The 14993-nt window shown below is 53.5% G+C and carries 11 protein-coding genes; 1 reads left to right on the plus strand and 10 read right to left on the minus strand.

All coding sequences use genetic code 11. From position 1 onward, the window contains the following. Positions 1-9 precede the first annotated feature (9 nt). Complete coding sequence (gene dnaE / locus CSQ93_RS11475; RefSeq protein WP_099378146.1) at positions 10-3549, minus strand: DNA polymerase III subunit alpha; 3540 nt, start codon at positions 3547-3549, stop codon at positions 10-12. 137 nt (positions 3550-3686) lie between these two features. On the opposite strand from dnaE, the gene CSQ93_RS11480 reads away from it, so the two are divergent. Next, the gene (locus CSQ93_RS11480; RefSeq protein WP_099378147.1) at positions 3687-4583 is read left to right on the plus strand and encodes a sulfurtransferase; all 897 of its coding nucleotides are present in this window, start codon (positions 3687-3689) and stop codon (positions 4581-4583) included. A 38-nt stretch (positions 4584-4621) separates the two neighbouring features. Here the strand turns inward: CSQ93_RS11480 and CSQ93_RS11485 are convergent, their stop codons facing one another. From CSQ93_RS11485 to CSQ93_RS11525, 9 genes are all read right to left on the minus strand, one after another. Continuing rightward, complete coding sequence (locus CSQ93_RS11485) at positions 4622-5860, minus strand: lipopolysaccharide biosynthesis protein (RefSeq protein WP_099378148.1); 1239 nt, start codon at positions 5858-5860, stop codon at positions 4622-4624. A gap of 68 nt (positions 5861-5928) precedes the next feature. After that, entirely contained in the window at positions 5929-7866 is a 1938-nt protein-coding gene (locus CSQ93_RS11490; protein ID WP_099378149.1) for a polysaccharide biosynthesis protein, read from the minus strand. 117 nt (positions 7867-7983) lie between these two features. Beyond that, positions 7984-9174: a DegT/DnrJ/EryC1/StrS family aminotransferase gene (locus CSQ93_RS11495; RefSeq protein WP_233516140.1), complete on the minus strand. Its 1191-nt coding sequence runs from the start codon at positions 9172-9174 to the stop codon at positions 7984-7986. Continuing rightward, positions 9164-9838: an acetyltransferase gene (locus CSQ93_RS11500; RefSeq protein ID WP_099378151.1), complete on the minus strand. Its 675-nt coding sequence runs from the start codon at positions 9836-9838 to the stop codon at positions 9164-9166. The genes CSQ93_RS11495 and CSQ93_RS11500 overlap by 11 nt, the downstream gene beginning before the upstream one ends. Continuing rightward, positions 9838-10443 carry a sugar transferase gene (locus CSQ93_RS11505; RefSeq protein WP_158301204.1) on the minus strand — a complete coding sequence of 202 codons (606 nt, stop codon included), beginning with the start codon at positions 10441-10443 and terminating at the stop codon, positions 9838-9840. Before CSQ93_RS11505 ends, CSQ93_RS11500 begins: the two co-directional genes overlap by 1 nt. A gap of 8 nt (positions 10444-10451) precedes the next feature. Next, positions 10452-11687: a glycosyltransferase family 4 protein gene (locus tag CSQ93_RS11510; protein ID WP_099378152.1), complete on the minus strand. Its 1236-nt coding sequence runs from the start codon at positions 11685-11687 to the stop codon at positions 10452-10454. A 24-nt stretch (positions 11688-11711) separates the two neighbouring features. After that, complete coding sequence (wecB, locus tag CSQ93_RS11515; RefSeq protein WP_099378153.1) at positions 11712-12842, minus strand: non-hydrolyzing UDP-N-acetylglucosamine 2-epimerase; 1131 nt, start codon at positions 12840-12842, stop codon at positions 11712-11714. A gap of 2 nt (positions 12843-12844) precedes the next feature. Then, on the minus strand, positions 12845-13948 hold the full coding sequence (gene wbjC / locus CSQ93_RS11520) for a UDP-2-acetamido-2,6-beta-L-arabino-hexul-4-ose reductase (RefSeq protein ID WP_099378201.1): 1104 nt from the start codon (positions 13946-13948) through the stop codon (positions 12845-12847). Positions 13949-13952: 4 nt separating this feature from the next. Beyond that, a complete protein-coding gene (locus CSQ93_RS11525) occupies positions 13953-14987 on the minus strand; it encodes a polysaccharide biosynthesis protein (RefSeq protein WP_099378154.1) in 1035 nt (344 codons plus the stop codon). Positions 14988-14993: the final 6 nt, after the last annotated feature.

Genomic DNA, 14993 nt, shown 5'->3' on the forward strand with positions numbered 1-14993 from the left:
CGGTGCCGGTCAGTATTCGACCGCCACTTCTTGCGCGCCCAGCATCTGCTCCAGCGCCATCTGCAATTCATCCGATGGCGCCACTTTCCATTCGTCCCCAAACTGCAGCACGCAGCTGACGCCTTGCGGGCTGACCTTGGCGGCGATCGGCAGTCCGTCTGCCGCCCGGTGCGGCATGATCACGTCGCTGATGCGTTTCATGTCCAGCGTCGTGGGCAAGGTCAAGCCCAGCTGGCGGCCATATTGCACGCGCGCGGAGATGATGTCGAAGGCGCTCTCGGCCGTGATGCGCAAGCCGCCCGAAAAACGGTCTTCCGAGACCTTGCCCACGACGGCCAGGAATTCATCTTCCTTGAAGATTTTCCGGTTCGAGTCGAACAGTTCGCCGTACACCGTCACCTCCACCGTGCCGCTCTTGTCGTCCAGCGTGACGATGAGGATCTTGCCGCGCTGCGTCATCTGCGTGCGCAAGCCCGTGATGACGCCAGCCATCATGCGCGGTTCGCGCGACGGCGACAGTTCCGACAGTTTCGTGCGCGCAAAACGGCGCGCCTCGGGCGCATACGAATCGAACAGGTGGCCGGACAGGTAAAAGCCCAGCGCGATCTTTTCTTCCGTCAATCGCTGCTTGTCGCTCCACACGGGCACCTTGACGTACTCGGGCGGCGCCACCATGTCGCTGTCGTCGCCGCCAAACAAGCTCACCTGGTTGGCGGCCTTGGCCGCCTGGTCGGCGCATTCCATGGCGAACGCCACGGACGCGAGCAGGATGGCGCGGTCGACCTTCAGGCAATCGAAGGCGCCGCTGCGGATCAGGGATTCGATGGTGCGGCGGTTGATCTGCTTTTTATCCACGCGCTTGCAGAAATCGAACAGGCTCGTAAATGGCCCGCCCGCCTCGCGCGCGGCGATGATGGCTTCGATGGCGTTCTGGCCCGAGCCTTTCACGGCGCCCAGACCATAGCGGATCTGCGTGACTTTCTTGCCGCTCACGGACGGCGCCGCGCCGCTCGGCATGAAGCGGTAATCGGATTCATTGATATCCGGCGGCAACAAGGTCAGCTTGCAGATTTCCAGCGAGTCTTCCACCAGTATCTTGATTTTGTCCGTGTCGTCCATGGCCAGCGACAAGTTGGCGGCCATGAAGGCGGCCGTGTGGTGCGCTTTCAGGTAAGCCGTGTGATACGACAGCAAGGCGTAGGCGGCGGCGTGCGATTTATTGAAACCGTAGCCGGCGAACTTTTCCATCAAGTCGAAGATCTCGTCGGCCTTTTCCGCCGTCAAGCCATCTTTCGCCGCACCGGCACGGAAGATTTCGCGGTGCTCGGCCATCTCTTCGGCCTTCTTTTTACCCATGGCGCGGCGCAGCATGTCGGCGCCGCCCAGCGAGTAGCCGCCGACGATCTGCGCCATCTGCATCACCTGCTCCTGATACACCATGATGCCGTAGGTTTCGGACAGAATCGATTCCGTGCGCGGATCGGGATAATCGAAACGCTCACCGTGCTTGCGCTTGCAGAAGTCGGGAATCAGGTCCATCGGACCCGGACGATACAAGGCCACGAGCGCGATAATGTCTTCGAAACGGTCGGGGCGCGCATCTTTCAGCATGCCCTGCATGCCGCGCGACTCGAGCTGGAACACGGCCACGGTCTTGGCCTTGGTCAGCAAGTCATACGATGGCTTGTCGTTCAGCGGCAACGTTGCCAGATCGAAATTGGCTTGCGCGGGATCAAGCTGCTTGATGTAGCGCACGGCGCGGTCGAGAATCGTCAGGGTCGTCAGACCCAAAAAGTCGAACTTCACGAGGCCGACGGCTTCCACGTCATCCTTGTCGTACTGCGACACGACGCCCGAATCGCCGCCCTGCGTGTACAGCGGGCAGAAATCCGTCAGCTTGCCCGGGGCAATCAGGACGCCCCCCGCGTGCATGCCGATATTGCGCGTGATGCCTTCGACCTGCTGCGCCAGGTCCAGCAGCTGCTTGACCTCTTCCTCGTTTTCCAGGCGCTCCTTGAGCAATGGTTCCTCTTCGATGGCATCGGCGATCGACACGGGCTTGCCCGGCTTGAACGGAATCAGCTTGGAGATGCCGTCGCAGAAGTTGTAGCCGAAGTCCATCACGCGGCCCACGTCGCGGATCGCGCCCTTGGCCGCCATGGTACCGAAGGTGGCGATCTGCGAGACCGCCTCCTTCCCATACAAATCCTTGACGTGCTGAATGACGCGGTCGCGCCCTTCCTGGCAAAAGTCAATATCGAAGTCGGGCATCGAGACGCGCTCGGGATTCAAAAAGCGCTCGAACAGCAGGTTGTACTGCAATGGGTCAAGGTCGGTAATCAGCAGCGAATACGCCACCAGCGAACCCGCACCCGAACCGCGGCCCGGACCGACAGGCACGCCGTTTTCCTTGGCCCACTGGATAAACTCGGCCACGATAAGGAAGTAGCCGGGGAACTTCATGTTGCAAATCGTGTCCGTCTCGAACTTCAGGCGCGACTCGTAGCGCGGGCGCTCCTTTTCACGGCGCTCGGCATCGGGATACAGCTGCAATAAGCGTTTTTCCAGGCCGGCCTGCGATTCGGCGACGAGGAACTGGTCGATCGTCATGCCGGGCGGGGTGGGGAAATTCGGCAACTGCGGCTTGCCCAGGGTCAGGGTCAAGTTGCAACGCTTGGCGATTTCCACGGAATTGGCCAGCGCGGCCGGCAAGTCGGCGAACAGTTCCGCCATGTCAGCCTGCGACAGGAAGCGCTGACTGTCGTTAAAGCGTTTCACGCGCTTGGCGTTGGCCAGCATTTCGCCTTCGGCGATACAGGTGCGGGCTTCGTGGGCAATAAATTCTTCTGGAGAAATAAATTGCACGGGATGCGTGGCCACCACGGGCAAACCCAGCTTGGCCGCCAGGGCCACCGCATGGCGCACCTGCGCTTCCTGGTTGGCCTGGCCGCCGCGCTGGATCTCGACATAGAAATGGCCAGGGAAAATCTCGGCCCAGCGCTGGGCGTTGCGCTCGGCCAGGGCCAGGTTGCCATTCTCGATAGCAATACCGACATCGCCAAAGTGCGCGCCCGACAGCACGATCAAGCCATTCGCCGCGCTTTCGCCCGGATACAGCTCGTAGGTATTCGTCGCCAGGGCCTGCAGCCACTCGATGCGCAGCTCGGCGCGCCCCTTGTACTGGTTCGTCAGCCAGGCCGTCGACAGCAGTTCGCACAGTTGCAGATAGCCCATGCGGTTCTTCGCCAGCAACAGCAGGCGCGATGGTTTTTCGCGGTTGTCGTCATTCGTGATCCACACGTCGACGCCGACGATGGGCTTGATGCCCTTGCCGCGCGCCTCCTTGTAGAACTTGACCATGCCGAACAGGTTCGACAGGTCGGTGACGGCCAGCGCCACCTGCTTGTCCTTCGCCGCCGCCTTGACCACGTCGTCGATGCGCACCAGGCCATCGACGATCGAGTACTCCGAGTGCACGCGCAAGTGGACGAAGGCAGGACCGGGCTGCATCGCTTGCTGTGAACCTGCCGGAGCGCCGGCCTCTTGCATTACCATTTCCATCCTGTGTACCGTTTCGTGCAAAATTCAATGGGGTCTATTCTACCGCGTCGCGGATGCGGACCGGGTATCCCGCCTGGCCTGTCGGGCTTATAATATCGGCTGTTCAGTCTAACCCGATCGCCATCATGCAAGCCATCACCCCAGCAACACCCGCCGTTTCCGCCGCCGTCAGCCCGCCCGCCGCCACGTTTGTCAATATTGCCGCGTATAAATTCATCACGCTAGCCGATACGGAAGCCATGCGTCCCTTGTATCAGGAGCAATGCCTGGCGCTGGACCTGAAGGGTACGATCCTGCTGACGCCGGAAGGCATCAACATGTTCCTGTCCGGCACGCGCGAGCATATCGATGCCTTTCTCGCCTGGGTGCGCAGCGACGAGCGTCTGGCCGACCTCGAGTGGAAAGAAAGCTTGTCGAACGAGCAATCGCACAAGCGCATGCTGGTCAAGCTGAAAAAAGAAATCATCACCATGCGCATGCCGCTGATCAAGCCGGAACTGGGCCGCGCCCCGTCCGTCGACGCGCACACGCTCAAGCGCTGGTTAGATGCCGGCGTCGACGATGCAGGCAAACCCGTGGTCATGATGGAAACGCGTAACGCCTTTGAAGTGGACGTGGGTACGTTCAACAATACGCTTGATTACCGCATCGACAAGTTCACGGAGTTTCCGGCCGTGGCGGCCGCCCACAAGGATGAACTGGAAGGCAAGACCGTCGTGACCTTCTGCACGGGCGGCATCCGCTGCGAAAAGGCCGCCATCCACATGAAGGAAATCGGCTACGACAGCGTGTACCAGCTCGACGGCGGCATCCTGAAGTATTTCGAAGAAGTGGGCGGCGAGCACTACACGGGCGACTGCTTCGTGTTCGACTACCGCACGGCGCTGAACCCGAAACTGGAACCGACGGAAACGGTGCAGTGCTTTGTCTGCCGCGCCGTCGTCACGCCGCGCCAGCAGCTGGCGCCGGAATATGTGTATGAGGTGTCATGCCCGCATTGCTACAACAAGCACGTCGAATAAATTACAGGTAATTTACCCGACGTCCCCTCAGAACCGGCTTACTTAGCCGGTTTTTTTGACTTGGTCGTCACCCATTGGCGCGCCAACACAAGTAATCCGGAAAGTAATACACCTCCCAGGAAGCTCATCATCAAAGCGGTCGAAAGTCTGGTCGACGGATGTTCCGGTAAGCTCGGTCCTGCAATGAAACGGCTTTTCTCAAGGTACACATTCATGGCACTTTGATTATCAATGGTGATCTGGTTGTACACCTCCTTCACCAACTCATCATTCAAATCCTTGCTCTTGAAGACCCCTTCTTTTATCTCCTCCAGCGCGCGCAACACTGCTTCACCGGATTTATTGTTGTCGATTAAAACTTTGGCCTTATCGTAATATTCACGCATCAGCAAGTTCTGCTTTTTTTCGCGTTGAAATTTGATAATCAACTCATTCGCCGACAGTGCTTCCAGTTCTGTCGACATAAGATGGGTTACTGGCGACAGGTAGCGGGAATTCTCTTCTGTAATTGTGACCACTTGCCTGTTCCCCTGGTTTATCGCATCCGGATAATGGCTGACGATCTGCTTCAACGCTCCACCTTTACGCTGGTAACTTTCAAGCTTGTCTTTAAGATCGATAATCTGATTATCCAAGCGAGTAATTCTTGTCGTAATTTCAGCGTGCTTAAACCGCAAGGCATCGGAATAAATCAGATACACGATACTATCCATTGCATACCGCCCCAGAAACGCAACCATCGCCTGTGCATCGGCAGGATTACGTGCCTCAAAATTGATGCGCAAGCCAATCACGTTGTTGTCGCTATCTTTCGGCGGCTCCATCAATTCTTTAGCATCGATTTTGGTAAATGGATATACCGGCTCAATAATCTTTCCAATGCCATCACGCGAGAAGAAAGCCTTGCGCAGCTCACTCAGTGCAGGATCGCCCTGCAGCTTGTTTTGCACTACAAAATCATTAAACCTGCTACCGGTGGTGTAAGCAGCAGCGTAACGTTTATAGTCCGCCAAGGAAATTCCATTCGCTGGCTCCTTGCTCTTGTTATCCACGTCAGTTTTGACAATCAATGGAATGGGGCCACCAAACTGCAAAAATCCATCGCTGCGGTATTTGGAGAAATACATCGTGCTCGATACGCCCAATATCATGATCAGCGCCGTGCCACCCACTAATGTCTTACGACCATCCCACAATATGGAAAACACTTCGCGCCACACGATAGGTTCATCGCTGCTATTTCTTTTCAATTCAGGCATATCATCTAATTTTTTCATAATTCTCTTCAAATATTTCATTAACCGCTACCAAGTCAATTAACACAGACACGTACCTTTTCTTACGGTCAACGTGCCAATGTAACCACCGGCTTGTAATCGCATGCAGTCCGGCTATATTGTACTGACCAAAGCAGGTCCTCAATACCGCACTGCGGCGCATATTCACGCACAATCCGCAACAACAAAACACGTATTTGTTCATGGTCAAAATTATTACAGGCCTGCGTCATTTCATTCAACATTGGCTCCAATTGTTGCCAAGGAATTTCCGACTCTTGCGCCCGCATAATCAGTGGATGTTCAGTCCCTTCGACATTCTCACCAATCAACAATTCCTCATACAGCTTTTCGCCCGGCCGCAAGCCCACATGGTGAATCTCAATCGTTCCGTCAGGGGTCGACTCGTTTTTCACTTCCAGTCCACTCAAGTGAACCATACGCTTGGCGAGATCAACAATCTTTACCGGATCACCCATGTCCAGCACAAATACATCTCCACCAGCCCCCATCGCTCCCGCCTGCAATACCAGTTGAGCCGCTTCAGGAATCGTCATGAAGTAACGGGTTATCTCCGGGTGCGTGATGGTAATGGGACCACCTGCCATAATTTGCTTGCGGAACAACGGCACGACAGATCCTGAAGAACCCAGCACATTCCCGAAACGCACCATACAAAAACAGGTATGCGTTTGCTTGCGCGAAAATGCCTGCAAAATCAATTCGGCCATCCGTTTTGTCGATCCCATAACATTCGTCGGACGCACTGCCTTGTCGGTCGAAATCAATACAAAACGCTTCACGCCAGCCGATACTGCCGCCTCTGCCAGGCTCCATGTGCCAAGCGCATTATTGCGAATACCATCGATCGGATTATGTTCGACCAGTGGCACATGCTTGTAGGCCGCAGCATGATAAACCGTTTCGACATTGAAGCTGCGCAAAATCTTCTCGCACTTCTCCGTTTCCAGCACCGACCCCAGGAACGGGAGCAATTCCACCTCAATGCGCAAGGACTTACGCAAGGCTTGCAGTTCCTGCTCAATGGAGTACAGCGCAAATTCCGACATCTCCAGCAAGATCAAGCGGGCTGGCTGCTGGCGCAATATTTGACGGCACAGTTCCGATCCTATCGACCCCCCAGCGCCACTCACCATCACGGATTTCCCAATAATGCACATGGCCATCAATTCATGGTCAGGCTCGACCGCATCCCGTCCCAGCAGATCCTCGATCTCGATTTCACGAATATCTTGTACCCTCGCAATACCACTCACCAGACTCTTGATTGGCGGCGTCACGAGTGTTTTGATCTTCAAGGGTTCCAACTGATCCAGGATGCGACGTTGCTGTGCCTTGGACAACGAGGGCATTGCGACCAGAATCTTGCTAATCTGTTTATCGACGATCAACTCCGGCAGCGCCTCTGGTGCATAAACACGAATACCGCCCAGAGTTGCTCCTTGCAATTCCTTTTTATCATCAATAAAAAACACTGGGCGATATTCACCGGCACCGTTCAGAGCTTGGGCCAATTGATTTCCGGAACTTCCCGCACCGTAGATGGCAACCCGCACACCACCGTCGGCTCTCGCTGTCCGCATAAAATAGGCACGCGCAAAGAATCGACTAGCCAACATGTACATGATGGCGTTCACCCAATAAATGCCAAACACACCCCGCGACAAGCCATTGAGACCGCTCACGAACGCCGCCAATGTCACCAGCACGGCGACAGAGAGAGTCACTCCTATCATAACCACATAGACAATCTTGTAGTCGATGAAACGGATGACGGCCCGGTATAAACCAAATCGGATAAAAATCGGAATGGCCACCAGTGGCGCTGCAATGATCAGCCACACATATGGCCGGAACAAAGCGAGGTTGAAGCCGTCAAAACGTAAAAAAATCGCCACGCAAAAAGTAAATGGCAGGAAAAACATATCCACCATCATCGCGACGATTTGTTTACGTAACCGCGAAAAACTTAATAACGGTTTCATTAATTATTACCCATCTAAATATAAACTATGGCGCGTTCACGGGCCAGAACGGCATCGCTAAAATTCACGCCAGCGCCGTCGCCGACACAGGCGCTGTACCAAATACGCTGCAAGCAGTTAACGCGATGCCTCGGCAAATACCGCTCGAACCACTTCACCGACCGCCCGCATGTACTCGGGCGCCAACGTAGGGTGAACCAAGAACATCAGGCTCGTCTCCCCCAGCTCATGTGCCACTGGCGTGTGGACGGCACGCTTAGGCAAGCTCTCGAATGCTTTTTCAAGATGTATTTCGCTGCAAGAACCGGAGAAGCAAGGTACACCTGCGGCATTGAGTTCAGCCATGAGACGGTCGCGGCTCCAACCCGACGCAAGACATTCCGGCTTTACGAACACATAATACTTATAGTAAGCATGGCCAATCTCAGGCGGCGGCAATGTCAGTCGCAGCGCGGGAATCTTGGAAAACACCTCGGTCAAGAAAGCGGCATGTTGTTTGCGTGTGATGATCCAGTCATTTAATTTGGCAAGTTGCAGACGACCTATCGCCGACTGTACCTCTGTCAATCGCCAATTCGTCCCGAAGGATTCTGTCAACCAGCGGAATCCTGGTGGGTGCTCGCGCCGGTAGACAGCATCGTAGCTTCGACCAATATCTTTGTAAGCCCAGGCCTTTTCCCACACAGCCTCGTCGTTGGTGGTCATCATCCCACCTTCGCCTCCGGTTGATATGATTTTGTCCTGGCAAAAAGAAAATGCCGCCGCATGACCGATCGACCCGACTTGACGTCCCTTGTAGGTGGCGCCATGCGCTTGTGCGCAGTCCTCGATCACCTTCAGATTAAATTCTTTGGCCAGGGCCATGATCGCATCCATGTCGCATGGCCAGCCAGCCAGATGCACAACCAGAATCGCTCTGGTTTTCGGCGTGATTGCAGCACGAATCGCAGCAGGCGAAATATTTTGCGTGTCGCGGTCAACGTCGACGATAACAGGCACGGCACCGCGCATTACTGCACAGCTTGCCGACGCGATATAAGTACGACTGGTAGTAATAACCTCATCACCGGAACCGATGTCCAGTGCATAAAGTGCAAGCTCCAGCGCTACGGTTCCATTGGCAACTGCAATGGCATGCTTGGTCCCGACATAGGAGGCATATTCACGCTCAAAAGCCCGGCCGGTATCGCCAGTCCAATAGTTAACTTTCCCTGATCGCAATATATCCGTTACGACAGCAATTTCGTCTTCCGGATAAACAGGCCATGCAGCAGGAGGAGGTAATATAGATTTCATCTTATAATCCATGATGCCAGCCAGGCTGGCGAGTTTTAATCACTTTGGCGGGAACGCCAACAACGGTAACGTCAGATGCGACGTCATGTATAACAACGGTTCCGGCGCCGATAATCGACCAGGGACCTATACTTTTCCCCTGGATAATGATGCTACCGATTCCCAAATCGCAGCCTTCACCAACTTGCACTGCGCCAGAAATATTGACTGACGGTGCAACAGTGACGTAGTCATGGATGTGTGCATCATGAAAAATCGCAGCACCAACATTCACGATAACATGCTTGCCAATCACAACATCCGTGGTCAAGCGCGCGCCTGCACAAATAATCGCACCATCACCGATCACTACGCGATTTCCGATCCAAGCCTGCGGGTGCACCAGTTTATGAAATTTCACGTCGCAGCTTTGTTCAATGCGCGCAATGATTTTTTTTCTTGCGATCGTATTGCCAATCGCAATTACAACATGTACATCGATATCACTGTGCTGCTCCAGCCATTCTAGTCCACCCAGTACAGGAAACCCATGCACATCGCATCCATGGTTCTCCCGCTTTTCGTCTAGAAAACCGAGAAAGTTGAACTCAGGTGCCACTACATTGATATCCTCGACAATCTGATGCGCCTCGCGTCCCATGCCGCCAATTCCCCAAATTACCAGGTTCTTATACATTAGCTTTTTTCCTTGATACCACCTTGAAAGCGTGGCATCGTCTCCACTCCTTCAGCGCTAATGCCTTCTTTGACCAGCACTTTCTTTACTGTAAGAAACAATATTTTCATATCCAAAAGAAATGACTGATGATCTACATACCAGACATCCAGTTCAAATTTTCGTTCCCAGCTAATAGCATTACGTCCATTTACCTGCGCCCAGCCTGTGATACCTGGCCGTACCAGATGCCGACGAGCCTGCTCTGAAGAATAGAGCGGCAAATATTCCATCAATAATGGCCTTGGACCTACTAGACTTACATCTCCTTTCAATACGTTGAACAATTGAGGCAGCTCATCGAGACTGCTGCGCCGCAGAAACTGGCCAAAACGCGTCAAACGTATCTCATCAGGCAACAATTCACCAATTGCATTTTTTTCATCCGTCATGCTACGAAATTTATAGACGGTAAACGACTGTCCATGCAACCCAGGACGTGTTTGCGAGAACAAGACAGGGCTGCCGAGAAATATGCGGACCAGCAATGCCAGTACGATGATCAGAGGCGACAGCACAATGATCGCGAACAAGGCCGCCATGAAATCAAAGGTTCTTTTCAACATATGCATCACTACTTTCCAGCATTTTTTTTGGAAAACAAAACATGCTCAAAAACCTTGATGAATGCGGCGACACCAACACTCAAGGAAAGCTTGTTCTTATAGAACTGAGCAGCCTTCTGACCCATCGTTTCGCGCACGGGCAACGGCAACCGGGCAAGTTGCAATACGCCTTGCGCAATCGACTCAGGGTCCTCTGGTATCGCCACGACACCGGCTTCCGCTTCACGCACCAAGTCAGCAGCGTCACCCCGCACTGCCATGATAATTGGCCGCCCAACAGCAAGATAAGCTTGTGTCTTGGATGGAATCGTGATGGAGAACAAAGGATCATCTTTCAAGTGCACCAGCAAGGCATCTGCACGGGCCAATACTTCGCCAACCTCGTTCATCGGCATGCGAGGTACAAAACGCAAGTTCTGCAAGTTAGATCGCGCGCATAAAGCCTTGAGGTTTTCCACCTCAACCCCGCCACCAACCAGTACAAATTGCACACGGCTCTCTTCCGCCGCCACCAGCTGCGCAGCAGCGATGACCGCTTCCAACGCCTGTGCCTTTCCCATATTCCCAGCGAACACCACATTAAAGCGGCCATCCATAAAGGACAGGTCAGCAACCCCGCCCACTGGCGCTTGCAACCCAGTCTCATCACACCAATTGTAGATGAGCGACATTTTCTTCTCGGGTACCCCACGCTCGGCCAACAGACTCCGAAAACCCGGCGATAACACAACAATATGGCTGGCTCGGCGATAAATCCAGTTACACACAGCCCCCGCGACACTCAATATGCGGGGATTACCGATCATGCCCGTCGCCTTCAGGGTGTCCGGCCACAGATCCTGGATATCATAGACAAAAGGTGTACGCCGGAACCAACCGATCAAGGCGCCGGCGACACCAACCGTCATTGGCGGATGATAAACGTAGATGATATCCGCCTTGCGCGCCATGAAAATTCCGTACAGGCTGGACGACAAAGCAAAGCTAAAGTAATTCAACAGACGTTTCAAGGCAGAGCTATCATGGCTTGCATAAAGCGGTACGCGTGCTATCCGCACACCGCCGATGCTTTCGCGATGGCACCACGACTGACGATAACCAGCATAGATCTTTCCCTCAGGATAATTGGGGAAACCAGTAACGACCTCGACTTCATGTCCGAGTTCCTGCAATTTTTGGGCAAATAAAAGCCCCTTGAAGGTTGGCTCTGGATCAAACCACTGGGTTAACAAAAGAATACGCAAGGGGTTCCTTTTCCGTGAACGGGCTTATGCCTTCTTCCACACCACGCGATTAACGTAGTCGGTATAGCTATGAATAATGCGCAGCACCTTTTCCGATACGTTTGGCATGCTGTAATCGGCAATCTGGCGCAAATTGCGCTGCGCGCCACGGGATTGCGTTTCCAGAATCGCCAATGCCTGTAAGATGCGCTCGCCATCCAGACCAGTCATCATCACAGACGCTTCTTCCATGCCTTCGGGACGCTCATGCGCCTCACGAATATTCAGCGCGGGAAAGTTCAGGATGGAAGACTCTTCGGTAATCGTGCCACTATCGGACAACACGGCACGCGCACGTGCCTGCAGATGTACATAGTCCTTGAAGCCCAGCGGCTTGAGCAAGCGCACCAGCGGATGAAAAACGAAACCCTTGGCATCAATGCGCTTTTGCGTGCGCGGATGCGTCGATACAATGACAGGCAACTGATAGGTTTCCGCCACCAGATTCAGTGCCTGCATCAGCTTGAGAAAATTGACATCCGAATCGATATTTTCCTCACGATGTGCGCTGACCACAAAATACTGTCCCTCCTCCAGGTCGAGGCGTGCCAACGCGTTCGAGGCATCAATGCCTGGCATATAATGGTGCAGGACCTCAAACATCGGGCTGCCAGTCTTGATAATGCGGTCGGGCGGCAAACCTTCGCGTAACAGGTACTCGCGTGCGATATCGCTATAGGTCATATTGATATCGGCAGTATGGTCGACAATCTTGCGATTCGTTTCTTCAGGTACCCGCTGATCGAAACAGCGATTACCCGCCTCCATATGAAAAATAGGGATCTTGCGACGCTTGGCGGGAATCGCAGCCAGACAACTATTCGTATCTCCTAAGATCAACACGGCATCCGGTCGTTCCTGCTCCAGCACCGCATCGACCGCGATGATGACTTTTCCGATGGTTTCTGCCGCGTTGCTTCCTGCAGCATTCAAGAAATGATCGGGCTTGCGCACTTCCAGATCCTGGAAAAAAATCTCATTTAGCTCGTAATCATAATTCTGTCCGGTATGGGCGATCACATGATCGCAATGCCGATCCAGCACGGCCATGACACGCGACAAGCGAATGATCTCCGGACGTGTGCCAACCACTGTCATTACTTTTAATTTTTTCATCTTTAAACCTTGTACGTGATAGTGTCTGGATGTGCCCGGTCAAATATCTCATTCGCCCACAGCATCACGATCATTTCCTCCTCACCGATATTGGTAATGTCGTGCGACCATCCAGGAATGGTTTCCACAACTTGCGGAGTCTCGCCGTCCGTGAGCAGCGTATAGGTTTCGCCAGTATCGATCTGACGGAATCCAAACCGTGCACGTCCTTTTATGACAAGAAATTTTTCTGTCTTGGTATGGTGATAATGTCCACCACGGGTAATCCCGGGATGTGCCGTGAAGTAGGAAAATTGCCCAGCATCGCGGGTTTTGAGCATCTCGACGAATACGCCGCGCGGATCTGCATGGCGGACCAAAGGATATGCAAACTGCCCCGGGGTGAAATAACTGATATAGGTGGAATACAAGGCGCGTATCAGACCTGTTCCCACAGCCTCGATGACCATGGACGTACGGCTGTCACGAAACGCCTGCAGCTGTTGAGCAAGTGCACCTACAGTAATTGCATAGACAGGTGCGACCTCGCGCTCTCCGGCCGCGGGCTGAGTATCGAGTACGCGCAAAAAGTCAGTAATCACATCATCGACATATACCAGCTGCAACGGCACGGCCGGGTCATTGATCTGAATCGGCAAACCATGCGCAATATTGTACGAAAATGTCGCGACAGCAGAGTTGTAATTAGGCCGGCACCATTTACCGAAGACATTCGGCAAGCGATATATATAGGTTCGCGCCAAGCCCTCAGACGACAGCGCCCGCAACGCATCTTCCGCGCTACGCTTGCTGATGCCATACGGATTGTCCCGGCTGGCCTGGGAAGACGAGGTATACAGGACAGGGACACCACGTCCATCAGCGCGTACGATTTCGCAAAGGCGCTGCGTCAGGTCGGCATTTCCCTCGACAAACTCGGCTTCATTTTGTGGCCGATTTACGCCAGCCAAGTGAAAAATGAAGTCGGCCTCGGCCACCTTCTCTGCCAAGGAAGACAGCACTTCCCCACGTACGAAAGTAAGAACATCAATGTCGCCGCGCTCGCGCAAGCGAATCAACAAATTCTTGCCGATAAAGCCATTTGCGCCAGTAACAAGTACTTTCATGGCCTCAGCTTTCTGCAACAGCATTTTCGCCGCGGACAATACTCTTGATGAATTCCAGTTTCATCAGGAGTGCCTGCATGCCCTTCACGTCAAGGCGGTGTGTATTGTGCGAGTTGTAGTCCTCTGCGGTCGAAATCTTCTGCTCGCCGTGCTCGACAAATTTTCCGTAATTCAAATCCCTTAAATCAGGGGGAACACGGAAATAATCACCCCGATCCTCCGCCGCAGCCATCTCTTCACGGCTGAGTAAAGTTTCGTAAAGCTTCTCTCCATGGCGCGTGCCGATGATATCCACCTGATGGGCAGCCATGTCCAGCAATCCCAACAATGCTTGCACGAGTGTATCAACTGTGGCAGCTGGTGCCTTTTGCACAAAAATGTCACCATTGCTACCATGCTCGAAAGCGTACAGCACCAAATCAACGGCATCTTCCAGGGTCATCATAAAACGCGTCATCGCCGGGTCGGTAATGGTGAGCGCGGCCCCAGCTCGTATCTGATCGACAAACAAAGGGATAACGGAACCGCGCGATGCCATCACATTGCCGTAGCGGGTACCGCAAATGACCGTCTTGGCATCATCCACATTGCGAGACTTGGCTACCATGACCTTTTCCATCATGGCTTTGGAGATGCCCATGGCATTAATCGGGTAGGCGGCCTTGTCCGTGCTAAGACAGACTACGCGGCGCACGCTATTCTGAATTGCCGCCTCCAGCAAGTTTTCAGTTCCGATGATATTCGTCTTGACGGCTTCCATTGGATGAAATTCACACGATGGAACCTGCTTTAATGCCGCAGCATGAAAAATAAAATCAACCCCACGCGTGGCATTGAGAACACTGGAATAGTCACGCACATCGCCAATATAAAATTTCAGCTTCGGATGATTGTACTTCTTACGCATGTCATCCTGCTTCTTTTCATCTCGACTGAAAATCCGAATTTCACCGATAGATGTATCCAAAAAACGCTTCAACACAGCGTTTCCGAATGAACCCGTTCCGCCAGTAATCAACAAAACCTTGTCTTTAAACATAATATT

Source organism: Janthinobacterium sp. BJB426 (assembly GCF_002735705.1).
Lineage (GTDB): Bacteria > Pseudomonadota > Gammaproteobacteria > Burkholderiales > Burkholderiaceae_D > Janthinobacterium.